The sequence below is a fragment of the Pedobacter sp. GQ55 genome, assembly GCF_059758925.1.
The window spans coordinates 82313-98862 of the sequence record NZ_JCAXEI010000004.1; the positions used below are offsets into that span (position 1 = coordinate 82313).

Consider the following 16550-nt stretch of genomic DNA (forward strand, 5'->3'; position numbering starts at 1 on the left):
ATTATGGCTTAACAATTTTTACTGGGACAACACTATTTAAATAAATTTCGATATTTGAGTACCCACCTTTGGTGATCTTAGCCGCATCAGAAGCGTCTTTAGGATTCAATCCGTTTTTAGTTTCGTAATCATCGGGCATCCCGTCGCTATCAGCGTCTTTGTACGGTGTGCCTTTGTATTCAGGATATCCGCCTACCTGGCTCACATCGGTAATGATGCCTTGCTTGTAAGAATCTTTGGGCAACCTGCGGTGTTCAAAATCTGGTTTGTCCGACAATTTAACGTTTGCAGGATAGGTGATTTTACCGGTTTTCACCTGTTCAATTACACGTGTATCAACAGCATCACGTTTAGGTAAAGTAGCGCCAACATTAGCCAGCACATACTTATGTGCATCCATGGTTGGCAAAATAGTCATTTCGGCCATTGGAAATGGCTTTTTAACACGCATAGCGGCAAAGTATGGCTTAGCCTGCTCGTATGTCATCAACTCACCTTTCTTGTTCTCTACCTGGACACCACCGTCCCAATTGTCTTTTGTTACTTTCTCGTTTCCTTCAATGATGTTTCCTTCTACGTAGGCTCTTCCAAACACCACATAAGGCAATTTACTGCGACCGGATTCCGGCTTTAAAATGCGGTAGCTGATCGGATCTTTCAATGAAGTTACCGGACCTGGTTTGTAATAATTGTTTATAATATTATACATGGCTGTATAATCGCCACCATCAGTAGAACGGTTGTTCCAGTTAAATACCACGTTGTTGGCAAAATTGAAGATACCGTTCCACCCTATCGAGGGATTACGGGCACCATTATCGGCCCAAAGGTTACGCATAAAGTTACAGTTCTCACCACCAAGAGTACTTCCAAAAGCATGGTTCCAGGTATCTAAAGCTTCAGAGAAGATGGAGTTTTGAATGGTGATATTTACCGTAGCCAACTTAACTTCCGTTTTTCCGGTGCTGTCGTTGTACATGTGGCGGTACATAGACATGTTTTCATCAAGCCCCCAACTTGCCGACACATGGTCGATCATAATATTGCCTACCGGATTCCCACCAATAGCATCATCTCTACGGCCAACAAAGGTCTCTCCTCTTCTAAAACGCATAAAGCGAACAATCACATCATGTGTATTTAACCAAACCGACTCACCGGCTATGCACACACCATCGCCAGGTGCTGTTTGACCTGCAATGGTAATATAAGGTGCCCGGATAATTAAAGGCGTTTTTATGCGAATAATTCCTGAGACGTTAAATACAACAATCCTTGCGCCACCCTGTTCGCAGGCATCACGCAATGAACCCGGGCCGCTATCGTTTAAATTTGTAACTACAATTACCCGGCCTCCTCGACCACCAAAACTGTGCGCACCCCCTCCTTCTGCTCCCGGAAAAGCAAGGATTTCTGATTGCGGAAGATCAACCGGACGCCCCGCCCATGGAACATATGGTTTGCCTTCTTTTGCCTCCTTTTCTATAACAGGAAGTGCTTTTTGCCAGGCGATGTCAGATTGTCGATAGGACTCCTTCATCATATCTTCCGAAGCTTTTTTTACATCTGCCGGTATATTGGGGTATTGAGCGAAAGCGTTTGATCCCATTGTAATCAGTACAACAGACGATAAAATTTGCAGGAATTTCTTTTTCATTTGTATCTTGGATAATTAGATATACCATAAAGTATGCAATTCGTAATTAGATAAAAAATCTAATATGGGTGTGAAAACCCTGGCACTGTTTTAATGGCATTTCAGGTTAATAAATTGGGTTAGAAAGTATATAAATTCAAAAATGCAATCTATAAAATGCTATTTTATGCATCATTTTCTCAATGTGTTGTATAATCTTATCAGATTGTTTTTTATGTTTCAAAATAATATTTTATGTCGCAGGTCTGTTACAGGATAAGATCATGGGCTTAAATTTTTATGGATATCCAGTTCATTATACCATGGTGATGGGATGATATGACAGACCTTTTTTAGAGGCCAGGCCTGATCGCCCGAAAGAATTTGCTGTAATTTAACACGAGTATACATAAGACATCATTATTAATAAATACGTTTCCTAAAAACCCGCTATCAATTTATGATATCGATAACGGGAATTTTTCCAACCAATAGTGCGCTGAGCGCGTTTAGAGCACGGTTATTTTAGAGGATCGAATGCTCCTCCCCACAAATTTGTTTGCTGTAATTTCGGGTTGTTGGCAACAGCACCTGCTGGTATTCCAAAAAAGTAATATTCAGGTTTCCAGTTAATGACATATTTAGTATCCAGGTTATTTTCAACCAATTCGAAATATTTTGAATACGCCAGATCCAGATCAGTTACATCTCTGAATTTTGGACTATTAGGATTAGCAAACTCTGCTGCAGTAGGAATATCTGCACCTGTTTTCAGATTAATTTGCATTTTAGTTCTCCTTTTACCGTTTAATGTGCTTTCAAACAGCTTCCATCTTCTTAAATCCCAAAAGCGTTTCCCTTCAAAAGCAAACTCAATTTGTCTTTCATAAAGTAGGGCGCTAAACAATTCCGTCCTGGACATCCCTGGAGTTAATCCATACAGGTTATCGGCACCAGCTTCAATACCAGCTCTTTTTCTAACCTCAGTCAGCCCTGTATACGACTCGTCGCCGTTACCCAATTTGTTTATTCCAACGGCACTTTCCGCCAGGTTTAACAAGACCTCCGCGAAACGGATTTCCAGCCAGTCGGTCCCCACATATTGATCATTCGCTGCATTGACCACAGGATCAATTGCTTTACGACAATAAAAACCTGTTTCAGAGGCTTTTTGCTCTACTGTTTTATTGGCAACAAAGTAAGTCCATAGTTTATAATTGGCATTTCCATTTATTCTCCAGGTTGCACCATTATATGCAATTGTCGCATTAAACCTTGGGTCCCTGTCTTTGTAGAACTGCTGTTCTGAATATGTATATTTAGTTGACTCACCGGGTTTTTTACCATCTTTCATCGGGTAGGCCTGAACCATCTGCCAGGTAGGTTGATTAGAGCCGCCACCGGTACCTAAATAGGAAGGTCTGGTTGCTCTGTCATAGCCATTATTTTTCTTGGTCTGGTCTCCGGTTGAATTGTTGTATCCTGTTACCAGCACCGCTTCCGGATTTTCAGTTTCTGAAGCGGGAAACCAGATGTTTTCATAGGAAGTACTTAATCCAAATCCACTGGCAGTCAATAAACTGTAAGCCTGAAGATTAGCATCATATGCATCTTTCCACCTATCTTGCAAATCAGTGGGATTGAACTGCGGACTGGCGTATGTTAACAGTACCCTTCCTTTAAACGCAGCGGCAGCTCCACGGGTAATTCTACCCCAATTTGCTGCCGGATCATTCCACCTGCCAGGTAAATATTTGATGGCAGTATCTAAATCTTTTATAATCTGATGAATACACTCGGTGGTTGCATTCCTTGGAAGTTTTGCTGCATCTTTCGCTTGGTCCCCAATTGCCGGAAGAGAGGTAAGAATAAGTGGTACTCCACCATACAACCTTACAAGGTCAAAGTATCTGTACGCCCTAAAAAATAAAACCTGGGCTTTGAATCTGTTTTTGGTGGCTAAAGGAATGGTTCCGGCATCAATATCCCGTAAGAAATCATTGATGCTTCTTATTTTTCCATAATTATTATTTGGATCAAGAGAATTCCCTATATCGGAAACATCATCTGCTGTTAGAGTTCCTTCAAAAAACTTACTTTCTCCAAAAACTTCGTCCGATAGTTTCCCCGCATTACCAGAAACACTTCCACCGACATTCCCTGCCCAATCAGGAAGATTCTGAGAGTAAATATAATTCACATTTAACACCGCCAGAGTGGAATCATTGAAGATCAATTCTCCAGGAATCGTTTTGAGATCTTGTTTATCCAAAACTTTTTTGCAGCTTCCCCATATCATTATAAAGAGGCACGCTATCGATAATTTTATAAATAGTTTCATGGTTATATTTTTTTAAAAGCCAACATTTACACCCAGAGAAAACGTAGTTAAATTAGGGTAAACGTTATAAGCACTGGCATTGTCTCTGTAATTATATGGATTGAAAAAATTAATTGGGTTTGTACCAATTAAAAATACTTTTGCACTGTTTATACCAATTCGTTGTGCAACCTTTTGTGGTAAGCCATAGGAAAGGTTAAAGTTGGTCACCCTGAAAGAATAAGAGCTTTTGAACCAGAATGAAGATTCTCTGTCATAAGTGTCCGAAAATTCAGGAGCCGGGTAAGCAGCATTTGTATTTCCTGGTGTCCAATGATCGGACCAAAAGGCTGGTTTGTTGCTATAAGTTTCGGCACGTTTTCTGGCGGCACCCTCAACTGAGCCCTGCCCACCGAAGCTCATTCCCATGACCACCGAAAGGCTTATATTCTTATAAGAAGTACCAAAATTTAAGCCCAGCCCATAATGGTTATCTGCTTTATTGGTTAAATAATCCTGATCGTCTTCTGTGATCACTCCATCAGGTCCATCATATTGTCCGGTAGCATTATTATATGGACCTCTTATATCTTTATAATATAACATGCCGGGTTCAGGGGCTTTTCCGAAAAGTTTATATCCAGGATTTGATGCAAGATAACCATCTACATCTGCCTGTGTTCTGAACATGCCAAGATATTCAAATCCAAACTTCCCTCTATCACTTGACAAGCCTGTCCCATCCAGATAGGTGCCCAGATATCCTGCTGACTGATCAAACAAAAGTTGCTTATTGTCACTCCAGCTTAGAAAAGAGTTAACATAATAATTCCAGTTTTTTGTAATGTTAGCTTTCCATCCCAGTGAAACTTCATAACCAAAACTATTTACGGCAGCAAAATTCTCTGTAGGCACTTTAGCGCCGATGGTTACCGGAACTGAGGATGACCTGGTACTCAGCATGTTTCTTCTTTTATCTAAAAATCCATCTATAGTCAGCGACAATTTATTCGACAAAAACTTTGCATCCAAACCCGCATTGAATTTGGTATTCTCATCCCATGATAAATCGGGATTTGCTATGGAATTGTTGGTTCTGAAACTTGGTCCCACATTACTGTTTCCACCAAATACCGGTGATTTACTAGTTTCCTTACTATAATTAACAAGGTACTGATAGCCCTTTGTATTATCTGTTCCTAAAAACCCTACAGAGCCTCTAAGCTTTAAGAAATTAAGTCCCTTTACTTTATCCTTTAAAAAGTCCTCTTCAGATAGAACCCATCCTAAAGATAATGACGGAAAATATCCCCAGCGCCTTCCCGGTGCAAAATTGACATTTGCATCTGCTCTGACACTCAGTTCAAGCAAATATTTATCCGCATAACTGTAGTTCACCCTTCCGGCATAAGCCAGACGGCCGAATTCCGTTTGGGTTTCTGTTGATGTGTTTACCCCGGTACCATAGTTTTGATTAGGTAAACCACCAACAATGATTCCCTCAACCATACCATCCACACTATCAAAGGCTGATTCCTGTTGTTCATACAAGGCCAAAACCGATAGCGAATGTTTACCGAATGTCCTGCTATAGTTCAAAGAGCCATTAAACTGATAACTATCACTATAAGAAGGACTTATTCTTATTCTATCTCCATTTTTCAATCTTGTAGTTCCCAGTACATCACCACCAAAAATGTGTTTGTTCTCACCGAGCATGGAGAACCTGTATACGTCGTAAAATGTTCCAAACTGCTTACCAAAGTTATTGTCCAAGTTTTTACTGAAAGTAACTTTAGCATTTAATCCTTTAATAAAAGGCACTGCATATTGCAGGTTACCCAACACGTTTAATCCAGTACCTCTATTGTTAGTGAAATTGTCCGATTTCTGTGCTTCAAAAAAATGGAAACTTTCCGTATTGCCAGTCCGGCTGTTGATCAAAACAGGTAATCCATCGACATAGTAGGGTACAAACTCCGGATTTCCCAGCAAAGTTAAAAAGTCGTTTTCCGTACTTTCTGATCCCTGCTTGTAAAAAAACCTTTTACTCTTGGATAAATCTCCGCTTAGTGATAATCCCAATTGCAGACCTTGCGTCAATTTTATATCTGAACTGGCTCTAAATGTCCATTTGTCTGTATTTATACCATCAAAATTGGCGTTCTGATTCACATAGGATGCACCCGCAAAAAAGGTTGCCTTGTCAGATCCCCCGCTAATGTTTAAGGTATGGCGGGTAACCACGGCAGATTGCCAGGCTTCTTTCAACCAGTCTGTGCTGTTGTTACTAAAATAATCCAGTTCATCAGGAGTATAGTAAGCAGTTATTCTGGAAGTTTTTTGGTTAAGCGGATCCGTATAGTCTCCATTTGGCTGTATCAAATAACCATACTGTGACTGCGTATAGTCATTCAGGTAATTTGCCTGCTCAATACCGCTCATCATATCCGGCAACTTGGTCGCATCAGAAACACCAACAGAAGCCCCGTAACTGATATTGGTTTGCCCTTTTTTACCCCTTTTGGTCGTCACAACAATAACACCATTAGCGCCCTGAATCCCATAAATTGCAGCGGCGGCATCCTTCAAAATTGAAATATTTTCCACTTCAGATGCGTCTAGCAGGTTAAAGTCTTCGGGGGTTCTGATTACATCATCGATAACATATAAAGGGCTACCAGCACCTTGAGGACCATCTTTGGCGAAAGATTGAGGATTCCTGATGATGATAGATGCATTATCTCCTGGCCTGCCATATCCGCCGCTAACGCTTACCGCTGCAACCTGCCCTTTAAGCGCCGCAGACAAACTACCAACCGGTATGTCTTCTATTTTCTTCACATCGATGGTTTCCACAGCCCCTGTTAAATGAGTCTTTTTCTGCGTGCCATAACCCACTACAATTACCTCTTCAAGATCTTTATTATCAGAAGCCAATGAAACATCTATATTTGATTGTGTTCCCACAAGAATTGTTTGCCTTAGATAGCCTATATAGGAAAACACCAGTGCATCTGCATTACCATTAATCTGTATGGTAAATTTTCCATCTGCGTTTGTACTTACGTTACTTGGCTTGCCTTTAATACTGACGTTTACTCCAGGAATTGGTTGCCCACTGCTCTTGTCTACCACTTTACCTGTAACCTTTCTTTCCTGCGCATACAGTGTCGTACACGCAAGTATCATGAACAATAGCGCCCACGAAAATTTGCTTAATCGTTTTACATTCATCGTTTTATTTGGTTAGTTTTGGTCTCGAATTTTAGTTGCCTTTTGCGGTTGCCTGCCTACGCTTCTCCCACTCCTGCCCTTCTTTTTTCAAATCATAGCCTGCAGCAGAGAGGTAGTTGTTGATTTTACCTTTATACTTACCAAACCAGGCATGCTTTTTATCTGATGATTCGGCATCGATAGCATGCTCTCTTGCTTCGGTCAGCCAAATTAGAATTTGTTTTTTCTGTTCCTCATTAAGGGTTAGTATCTGATCCTGATACGCCTGATAGGTGATAGGCAGCACATTATAAGTCATCCCATTTTTTACTTGCTCAACTTGTTCGTTGCTTAACCTTGCTGACAGTTTACTTAGATAGCTTTTATGTAATTTGGTTAATTTACTTTCAGTTCTAGTTGCTTCTTCATTAATCCCAGCCGCTAATGCAGTCTTATCTCCCTGATGCTGCTGTTTTAAGGCTTTTACATTTGCATCGCGTTCTGTATAAATATCGTTGAGGTTTTTATATTGATCCCTGATGATGTTACGCACCTTTTCCCGCGTTTTGACCTGATTAATATTAAGAACGTCCGCAATCTTTTCTGCACGTTCGGTGATGACCTTCAAATAAGCGGTCTTTTCATTTTCCGGAAGGGTATTGTTTTGAGCTGATACGCCCATAATACCTGAGAGCATTAAAGAAAGGAGTAGATAAACACGTTTCATATTTTATTAATTTGGTTAGTAATTCTGTGATGATTTTTTATTAACAATATTCTTACAGGACATGCAACATTTGCGCGTTGACCGCAGGCTATCGGGGAACTTTTAGCACCTCATTACCAAGCCATCTGGGCAACACTATTTTACCGCTAAGTTTTTTAAGGAGTCTGCTGTTCAGTCGCTCTTTACCAATAGGAATTTTAAAGTTGCTGGCACTGTATGTTTTTAAACGGCAGTAGAAATGAACGCACCTTATTGACCGAATTGCACTGATCAAATCACAACTGATTAGACAATGTGCCCACCGATAATTTTGAGTTGCCGCCAAGTCAAAATATCCATTAGTAGCAAGAAGAATTCTCTTATTTACCCGCTGTTTCATGATTTATTACTGAACAAAATCTTCATATAAAAAGAAGTTGTCGGTTTAATATTTGGTTATCCCTTGTGAGGTTTAATACAAAACTCAACAATCGCACATTCTATTTACTAATACTTATTAGCAAATTATTGTAGAATATTATCATAAAATACCCTATATTTAGGTATTTTACATTTAATATTTGCTAGATTGCTGTTTTCATTAATTAAATATAAATATAATATTCAAATATAAAAATAAAAATGAAGCCTCATTTTCATAAAATTCCAAGCACGCTCCAAAGTTCGTTTAGTATAAGGCATGACATTAAACCAGACTTCGGGAATATTTGGCATTACCACCCGGAACTTGAACTTCATTACATTATCAAGGGTGAAGGGGTCAGATTTATAGGCGACAAAATCAGCAACTTCACTGCCGGCGAAATGATCTTACTTGGAGAAAACCTGCCACATACATGGCGATGTAAAGATGAGTACTTTCAGAACAATCCCGACTTACAGGTAGAGGCTATGGTCATTCAATTCTTACCGGATTGCCTGGGCAAATACTTGTTAAGCTTACCGGAAGCATATCTCATCCCTAAGCTTTTCGAAAAAGCTAAAAGCGGAATGCTGATTAACGGTAAAACCAAAGAAAAACTAGCTGAGCTGATGAGCTCGTCCCTTGAAGCGACCAACCTGGACAGGATCATCATTTTGCTCACAATCTTAAAAACACTCGCCGAAACAGATGAATATTCCACCATAATAACAGGAAAAAATGGCTTTTATCAATCCAATGAGTCTGAGACACTACGCATCAATAAGATTTGTACCTATACACTCAGCAATTACAAAAATGACATTACCCTGGAAGAGATTGCATCATTAAGCAATTTGAGTGTCACTTCATTTTGCAGGTATTTTAAACTGATGACAAAAAAAACATATTATGATTTTTTAATAGAGATACGCGTAAGTCATGCCTGCCGTTTTTTAATTGAAAATAAGCTGCCTACCGAAATGATCTGTTTTGATTGCGGTTTTAATAACGTGTCTAATTTCTACAGGCATTTCAAAAAGGTAACAGGTATGACACCACTCGATTATAAGCGAAAATACCTTAACCAATAACTAACTGATTATCTTAATATCGAGGTCATTTTTTAAAGCAAGGTAATTGTGATACAATCCCTCTATTTCTTTCACTACAACATTACTGAAAGTACCAACCTGCCTCCTGGTGAATGTTGAGATTTTTAATCCTCTTTTCTGTAAAAAATATTTGGACACAATTGGATATACATTGTGCATGATGTCCATATTATCAATCATAAACTGCTGCAGCCTTAATACCTCATTTTCCATTTGAGGATCGTCATAATTATTGCATAGCCATACAATCAGTTCCGGGAAGTAATTGCCCTGGATACAGGATAAGCCGGCCGAACCTGCTTTTAATGTTGCCACCGCATGTACCATATAAGCGTCGTACAAACCGAATTTCGGATATCCCTGACTTAGAATCAGTTTGGCTTCAATCTGCTGCAAATCCAAAGAGGTGTCTTTGTGATAAATTACCCTGCCTGTTTCTACAAATTGTTTTAGCTGAGCAGGCTTCAGCACCCTTTTATAAGGAACGGGGCATTCATAAAAACCCAGAGGTACGCCCTGAGTTTGATCAAATAATTCAAAAACCCGTTGATCAAACAGCTGATCGCTTTGTTGTTCCTCTGCTAATAAACTGGTAATCACAATCACGGCCTCAGTTCCCAGGCCATTTACTCTTTTAACAAAATCAGCCTGTTTGCTGATTGACCCGCCAAATGTACCTGTGGCTACAACCGGTACCGCTCCATTTACAACTTCAATAACCCGACGGATTACTTTGATCCGCTCATCATCAGACAGTTCAAACATTTCGCTTGACAGACAGTTGGCAAATAATCCCGAGGCTCCGGCCCTTAAATATACTTCTGTAAGTTCAGTAAGAGCGGCAAAATCTATCTCACCATTGTCAGAAAAAGGCGTAAGCATGACCGGGATGAACCCTTTTTTGGAGTTTTCCATTTTATATTTGTTTTAATAAATTCTTATAATGTATTTTAATATCAGACTCTTAAGCCCAACAATCTCAATCAGCAGATTTTAAGTTTTTATCCTTCAATTTTGTTAAAATGACACCTACCATAAAAATACTCAGGGTGCCTACTACAATGATCATATTCTTGTTCAGGGAGTTCCTTAGAAAGGCATACTGTTCAGGAAGCTGGGAAGAAAAAGTCATCCAGAGAATAATTATAATCCCGATCAACGTTGCAATCAGGGCTTCGTGATTTTTTGTCTGCCTGCTTACTATCCCAAGTAAAAACAAGCCAAGCATGCCTGCGGCAAAAATACCTGAAAGCTCCCACCATACATCGAGGATGCTTTTCACACCAATCATGGCAATCCCTGCTCCCATCCCAAAGAGTCCGAATACTACCGTTGAAAGGTGTAATATGAATAGGTTCTGCTTTTCTGTAATCTCCGGTTTAAAATATCTTTTATAAATGTCAACGGTAAAAACTGTTGCTGAGGAATTCATACCTGAGCTAATCGTACTCATAGCTGCAGATAGTATAGCCGAAACAATTAACCCTACCAAACCAACCGGTATTTTGTTCACCATAAAATGCGGCATAATCTTATCTCCGTAATCCGCAGGCTGTAATGATTTCTCCATACTCATGATTTCTGTGGCAGAGGCATGAACAGGTAAACGCTCTACAGCAACCTGATGCTTAATGGTTTCGATCAGATCCGGATTAACTTCATAATATGCATACAAACAGGATCCAATGACAAAGAACATCAGCGAAGCCGGCAAATACAGCCAAACACATAACCAAATAGATTTAGAAGCAGCTTTGGATGATGATGCCGTGTGGTAGCGCTGAACATAATTCTGGTCCATACCAAAGTTATTCAGGTTGATAAAAAAACCATACAACAATACCACCCAAAATGAGGAACTCACAAAATCGGGAGAGAAGCTGCCTAAGCTAAACTTATCAGCAGATTTACCAATCTCGATCACTTTTGATACGCCACCCGGCATATTGGTAATGATAAGATAAAGGATAAGCAGGGCTCCAAAAGTTTTCACTACTGCCTGAACAACCTCTGTCCAAATTACAGCTTCGATACCACCTAAAACGGTATAAACTATAATGCAAATGCCCATAATCAGCATGATCATCTGCATAGAATAACCGGTAAGGGCTTGTAAACTTAGTGCTATGCCGAAAAATATGGAGCCCATACGTGCCAGCTGAGTGAGTAAGAAACACACAACGGCATACGTTCTGGCCCAGGCCCCAAAGCGATGTTCCAAATGCGTATAAGCAGAGATCTCACCCGAGCTTCGGTAAAATGGCACAAAATATTTTGAGGCTACCCATGCGGCCAGCGGCATGGAAAGACTAAACACAAATGCATTCCAGTTCCCGCCAAAAGCTTTACCGGGAACACCCAGAAAGGTATTACTACTTAAAAAGGTCGCATAAATGGATAAGCCTATTGCCCAGCCAGGTATCAAGCCAGAAGCCTTGGTAAACTGTTCAGAATTTTTGTTGTTCCGGGAGAAATAAACTCCTACCAATACCATTGCTAACAGGTAAACGGCAATTATAACAAGATCTAAAATAGGGAGACCCTTCATTTATTAACTGGATGATTTATAATTTGGTTAAAGCAAATATCAACGTGCAGGCATCTATATTAATATAATATTTTCGCTATATGTTATAATATCTTATCTTATTTTCACCATTATAAAGTAGGAAAGTCAGATGGTCATTTACGTGGATTGTATTAAGTCTCCATTTAATCTGTACACCATACCTTTATGCGTAGCAATATTTATACTTTTATTGCCATAGCGCAAGGAGCAGCTACCTCCTTCTTTTGATTTCACTTCGACTGAAGTTAACACGCCTTTACGCCATTTAAAACCTAGCTCGAAGCCACCCCGTGCACAAATCCCTTTTATTTCTCCTTCTGACAAATCAGCCGGTAATGCCGGTAAAAGCTCAATGAACTGTGTATGGCTTTGCAAAAGCATTTCTGCAATTCCTGCCGCTCCGCCGAAATTACCATCAATCTGGAACGGCGGATGTGCGTCAAACAGGTTTAGGTAGGCTCCTCCTCCATTTGCAGCTGGACTGATCAGCATTTTCACCATTTTCATAGCGTGATTTCCATCTTTAAACCTGGCCCAGAAATTAATCTTCCAGGCCAGACTCCAGCCCGTCCCTTCATCGCCACGATAAATTAATGACTGTCTGGCGGCATTCATTAGCTCAGGCGTGGCCCAGGTAATATCCTCACCCGGATATACCCCCCACAGGTGCGATACATGCCTGTGTTTATTTGTCGTATCATCTTTGTCTTCCAACCACTCCTGTAGCTGACCATATTTACCGATCTGATTTGGTGCAAGCAAGCTCAGTTTGTTTTGCAATATTTCACTAAATTCAGCATCTACGCCCAACAGTTTGCTGGCTTCAATACAGTTTTTAAAAAGGGAACGGATAATCTGGTGATCCATAGCCGCTCCGGCAACCAAACCTCCATTCTCCGGTGAGTTTGAAGGCGTACTGATTAACCAGCCGGTTTTAGGATCTCTTATTAAGAAATCAACAAAGAAAGTTGCAGACTGCTTCATTATTGGATAGGCTTCGTTTTTAAGAAAGGCCCTGTCCTGTGTAAATCTATAGTGCTCCCATAAATGCTGACTTAACCAACCAGCGCCTGAAACCCAAATTCCATGATTTGATGCATTTATAGGGGCGGTTGCATTCCAGAGATCTGTATTGTGATGAAGTACCCAGCCCCTTGCATTGTAATGAACTTTAGCTGTTACAGCACCTTTTTTTGCCAATGCTCCTATTTTTTTAAATAATGGTTCGTTCATCGCCGGCAAGTTCAATATTTCTGCAGGCCAGTAATTCATTTGAAGGTTAATGTTGGTGGTATACTTGCTTCCCCAGGGCGGAGTCAGCAAATCATTCCAGATCCCTTGAAGGTTTGCCGGTTGTGTGCCTGGTCTGGAGCTGGAAATCAGCAGATACCTGGCATATTGCATATATAAAGCGGTCAAGGGAGCATCATTTGCGGATGCAAAGCGCTCAATGCGCTGGTCTGTTGGCAGCCTTTCGTTGTCACTGCTCCCAAAGCTTACCCAGAAGCGCTGATAATATTTTTGATATTCCTGCAGATGTGCATCCTTAATTTGCGCATAATTTTTATTTTTCAGGCCGACCAGGGCCTTTAAACATGCATTTTGAGGATGGCCGGAGACATTATGATCATTGATAAAATTGGTACCCGCCGTTAGGTAAAGCATGACCTCATCTGCATCGCTAATGGTTATCTTACCCTGATTTACCAGCAATTTCCCTCCTGTGATCACCGCCTGAAGCTGGCTTTCACCTTTTAATGCCCCCCCTCTGACCTTTAAAGAAAGAGAAATGGTGTTTGCATTTATTCTTCTGACGGCTGAGTATTTATGTGGGCTGGCCAATAAGGCATCCAAACTGATGCTATTTTTTTTATCGGCGGTCAGACGAATTACAACCGCCTGATTTGGCTGACTGGCAAAGTACTCACGAAGGTAGTTTACTCCCTTCAGTGTATATGAAGTACTGGCAATTGCAGTACTTAAATCCAATTTACGTTTGTAATTGCTGACTGGGGTTCTGTGGTTTTTAAAATTCAGAAAGAGCTCCCCAAATGGCTGATAGCTGGCCTGGAACTGCGATACCAAGGGCGGTTCATCATTCTGTATTTTATATTTCCATGCTTTAGCCAATGACAAGCCATCCTTTGGCGCTGTATCCTTGGGATAAATGGCTATAGCGCGACTGGTGTCCTTATAACCGGCAATACCACCCTTGTCAAAATAATTCAGTACTTGTATGGCAATGACATTCTTGCCTTTTTTAATCAGTTTGGCTGGAAGGATATATTTTCTGGCGGAGGTGCCATCAGTATTCCCTACCAGCGTTCCGTTTAGGTAAGTAAAATCCAGGTCCCTAATGCGGTTCAGGTCAAGCATCAGATCTTTACCTAGCCAGGATGCCGGCACATCAATCATGGTACGCAACCATACTGCTCCATCAAGTCCCGAAAGGCCGACAGTTTCCCATCCTTCATAACTTGGAACTTTTATCGTTTTCCATTTCGAATCGTCATATTCATATTCTGCAGGATTGCCATCGATGCCTTTTAATGCCTTCATATCGGCAGTCCACTGCTTTCGGTCGCCGGCAATACTCTGGGTACCCATGAAGTTTTCGGCAGCCAGCTTTTCTGCTGCTTCCTGCTTCCCCTCAAACAAGAATTTTCTGATCTCTGAAAGGTGATTCGCCGCTCCCTTATGATTATACTCCCTGGGCGCTCCAGTCCACAGCGTCTCCTCATTAAACTGAATCCGGTCTTGTTCGGCTCCGGCAAAGATCATCGCACCGATGCGTCCGTTACCAATGGGCAGGGCATCTGTCCATTTTTCAGCTGGCTTGGTATACCAAAGTTGAGCAGCTGGTTCCTGGGCCGCGGCAGATGAAATGACCATAAAATTGACCAGGACCGCGCACAGGCAGATGTTAAAGCTGGTAATTTTCATATTGATACGAATCAAAATTATTTAATAGGATCTCCCGAAATAACCCGTGCCGCTTCTGTAACATTTTTTTCCGTCAGCACAGGCGTTTTTACATTTTTAAAATTATTGTTTCCCAGTGTTATGTTTTTAGTTTTTTCCCCACTTAATTTCAGATACAGATCTGTCCCTGCAGCGGGAAAACCATTGTAGATAAAAGCATTATCGACATTTTCGAGATCTATGATAGCGGTATTTTTATGGGGCGAATAACTTTTTACACCGTTAATGGTTAATTCCTTAACAGCGCTTGCTTTTACCGAAGGTCCTGTTTCTGTATTTACCTGAACGTTGTGAAATTCTATGCGATTGGAATTTTTGATATTAAAGCCTGTTTTTGCCTCCAGATTGATGTCGTTAAAGGTGATCTGCTCTATTGGCATTTCTTCCAGACCGTTTAAATAGGCCGCCTCATTTACTTGTCCTGTAATGTTACTGAAATGGATATTCCTGAACCTTGGTGTACGCTCTGAAATGGGTTCTTTCGTAGTTTTTGCATATTGTAAATCCAATACAATCGCCTGTTCACGGATATTTTTCATGATGATGTTGCTTACCCTGATTTCCTCGACAATACCGCCCCTTCCGCGTGCCGATTTAATACGAATTCCGCGGTCTGTACCGTCAAACACACAATTGGAAATCGTAATTTTTCGTACATCGCCCGACATTTCGCTGCCAATGACTACCCCACCATGACCAGACAGCATGGTGCAGTTGGTAATCGTATAATTTTGGGCAGGTACAGCTGCTTTTCTTCCTGGGGCATCTTTGCCAGACTTGATTGTAATGCAATCATCACCGACGCTGATATGGCAATCCGAGATTCGCACATTGTTACACGACTCAGGATTGATGCCATCTGTATTTGGTGAATGTGGGTTGTTAATGGTTACTGCATGTACCGTTACATTCTCACAAAACTCGGGATTGACCGTCCAAAAGGGAGAGTTGCGAATCGTAATCCCTTCAATAAGCACATTTTTACAAAACATCGGCTGGATAAACGGCGGACGCAAAAAACCGCGTTTGGTCTGCTTCTGGTCATCAGGCAAAAGAATATCCTTATTCAGATCGTCGAACATTAACTGCCATTTGGAACGCGGCTGTCCTTGTTGATATCCTTCGACAAAATCCCACCACTTCTTACCATGGCCGTCAATAATACCGCGTCCGGTAATGGCAATATTTTCTGCTTTGTAGGCATAAAACAAAGGAGAAAAACTGGTTACGTCCACCCCTTCATATCTGCTGCTTACCATTGGCAGATAATCATCAAAATTATCACTAAAATGAAGTTCCGCACCGGCATCAATTAAAATAGTAATGTTACTTTTCAGATGTATCGCACCTGTAAGATATTTGCCTGCAGGAAAATACACCGTTCCTCCTCCCGCTTTTGAAGCTGCATCTATAGCTTTCTTAATGGCTGAGGTGGCCAGCTTGCTGCTGTCGTTGGCGGCGCCGTATTTCAATACATTATAATGACCTTGTGCTTTTGCATTTAAGCTTAAGATCGTAATACAACAGCATAAGCTAAAAAAAGTTAAAGCCTTACCGGACGGGTTAAAAAATTTCATTTAAACTA

9 protein-coding genes are annotated in these 16550 nt (G+C 40.8%); 1 reads left to right on the plus strand and 8 read right to left on the minus strand.

Features of this window, described 5'->3' with window-relative positions; all coding sequences use genetic code 11:
• Window position 1: 1 nt before the first annotated feature.
• The 4 genes from AC6CH7_RS13150 to AC6CH7_RS13165 all read right to left on the minus strand — a co-directional run bounded on the left by AC6CH7_RS13150 (window position 2) and on the right by AC6CH7_RS13165 (window position 7899).
• Window positions 2–1657, minus strand: a complete 1656-nt coding sequence (locus AC6CH7_RS13150) for a pectate lyase family protein (protein WP_498263170.1) — start codon at window positions 1655–1657, stop codon at window positions 2–4.
• 499 nt (window positions 1658–2156) lie between these two features.
• The gene (locus AC6CH7_RS13155; RefSeq protein WP_498263171.1) at window positions 2157–3977 is read right to left on the minus strand and encodes a RagB/SusD family nutrient uptake outer membrane protein; all 1821 of its coding nucleotides are present in this window, start codon (window positions 3975–3977) and stop codon (window positions 2157–2159) included.
• 12 nt (window positions 3978–3989) lie between these two features.
• Window positions 3990–7193, minus strand: a complete 3204-nt coding sequence (locus tag AC6CH7_RS13160; protein WP_498263172.1) for a SusC/RagA family TonB-linked outer membrane protein — start codon at window positions 7191–7193, stop codon at window positions 3990–3992.
• Window positions 7194–7224: 31 nt separating this feature from the next.
• Window positions 7225–7899, minus strand: a complete 675-nt coding sequence (locus AC6CH7_RS13165) for a DUF3826 domain-containing protein (RefSeq protein ID WP_498263173.1) — start codon at window positions 7897–7899, stop codon at window positions 7225–7227.
• A 621-nt stretch (window positions 7900–8520) separates the two neighbouring features.
• On the opposite strand from AC6CH7_RS13165, the gene AC6CH7_RS13170 reads away from it, so the two are divergent.
• Window positions 8521–9393: an AraC family transcriptional regulator gene (locus tag AC6CH7_RS13170; protein WP_498263174.1), complete on the plus strand. Its 873-nt coding sequence runs from the start codon at window positions 8521–8523 to the stop codon at window positions 9391–9393.
• On the opposite strand, the gene AC6CH7_RS13175 is transcribed toward AC6CH7_RS13170, so the two are convergent.
• From AC6CH7_RS13175 to AC6CH7_RS13190, 4 genes are all read right to left on the minus strand, one after another.
• Entirely contained in the window at window positions 9394–10329 is a 936-nt protein-coding gene (locus AC6CH7_RS13175; protein WP_498263175.1) for a dihydrodipicolinate synthase family protein, read from the minus strand. It abuts the gene before it with no gap.
• Between the two features lie 64 nt (window positions 10330–10393).
• Complete coding sequence (locus tag AC6CH7_RS13180) at window positions 10394–11962, minus strand: sodium:solute symporter family protein (RefSeq protein ID WP_498263176.1); 1569 nt, start codon at window positions 11960–11962, stop codon at window positions 10394–10396.
• A gap of 138 nt (window positions 11963–12100) precedes the next feature.
• Window positions 12101–14926, minus strand: a complete 2826-nt coding sequence (locus AC6CH7_RS13185) for a glycoside hydrolase family 95 protein (protein ID WP_498263177.1) — start codon at window positions 14924–14926, stop codon at window positions 12101–12103.
• A 17-nt stretch (window positions 14927–14943) separates the two neighbouring features.
• Window positions 14944–16542 carry a glycoside hydrolase family 28 protein gene (locus AC6CH7_RS13190; protein WP_498263178.1) on the minus strand — a complete coding sequence of 533 codons (1599 nt, stop codon included), beginning with the start codon at window positions 16540–16542 and terminating at the stop codon, window positions 14944–14946.
• Window positions 16543–16550 lie beyond the last annotated feature (8 nt).

Excerpts from the sequence above, each read along its gene's own strand:
- AC6CH7_RS13150 (WP_498263170.1), bottom strand. The coding sequence starts at position 1,657 with ATGAAAAAGAAATTCCTGCAAATTTTATCGTCTGTTGTACTGATTACA.
- AC6CH7_RS13155 (WP_498263171.1), bottom strand. The coding sequence starts at position 3,977 with ATGAAACTATTTATAAAATTATCGATAGCGTGCCTCTTTATAATGATA.
- AC6CH7_RS13160 (WP_498263172.1), bottom strand. The coding sequence starts at position 7,193 with ATGAATGTAAAACGATTAAGCAAATTTTCGTGGGCGCTATTGTTCATG.
- AC6CH7_RS13165 (WP_498263173.1), bottom strand. The coding sequence starts at position 7,899 with ATGAAACGTGTTTATCTACTCCTTTCTTTAATGCTCTCAGGTATTATG.
- AC6CH7_RS13170 (WP_498263174.1), top strand. The coding sequence starts at position 8,521 with ATGAAGCCTCATTTTCATAAAATTCCAAGCACGCTCCAAAGTTCGTTT.
- AC6CH7_RS13175 (WP_498263175.1), bottom strand. The coding sequence starts at position 10,329 with ATGGAAAACTCCAAAAAAGGGTTCATCCCGGTCATGCTTACGCCTTTT.
- AC6CH7_RS13180 (WP_498263176.1), bottom strand. The coding sequence starts at position 11,962 with ATGAAGGGTCTCCCTATTTTAGATCTTGTTATAATTGCCGTTTACCTG.
- AC6CH7_RS13185 (WP_498263177.1), bottom strand. The coding sequence starts at position 14,926 with ATGAAAATTACCAGCTTTAACATCTGCCTGTGCGCGGTCCTGGTCAAT.
- AC6CH7_RS13190 (WP_498263178.1), bottom strand. The coding sequence starts at position 16,542 with ATGAAATTTTTTAACCCGTCCGGTAAGGCTTTAACTTTTTTTAGCTTA.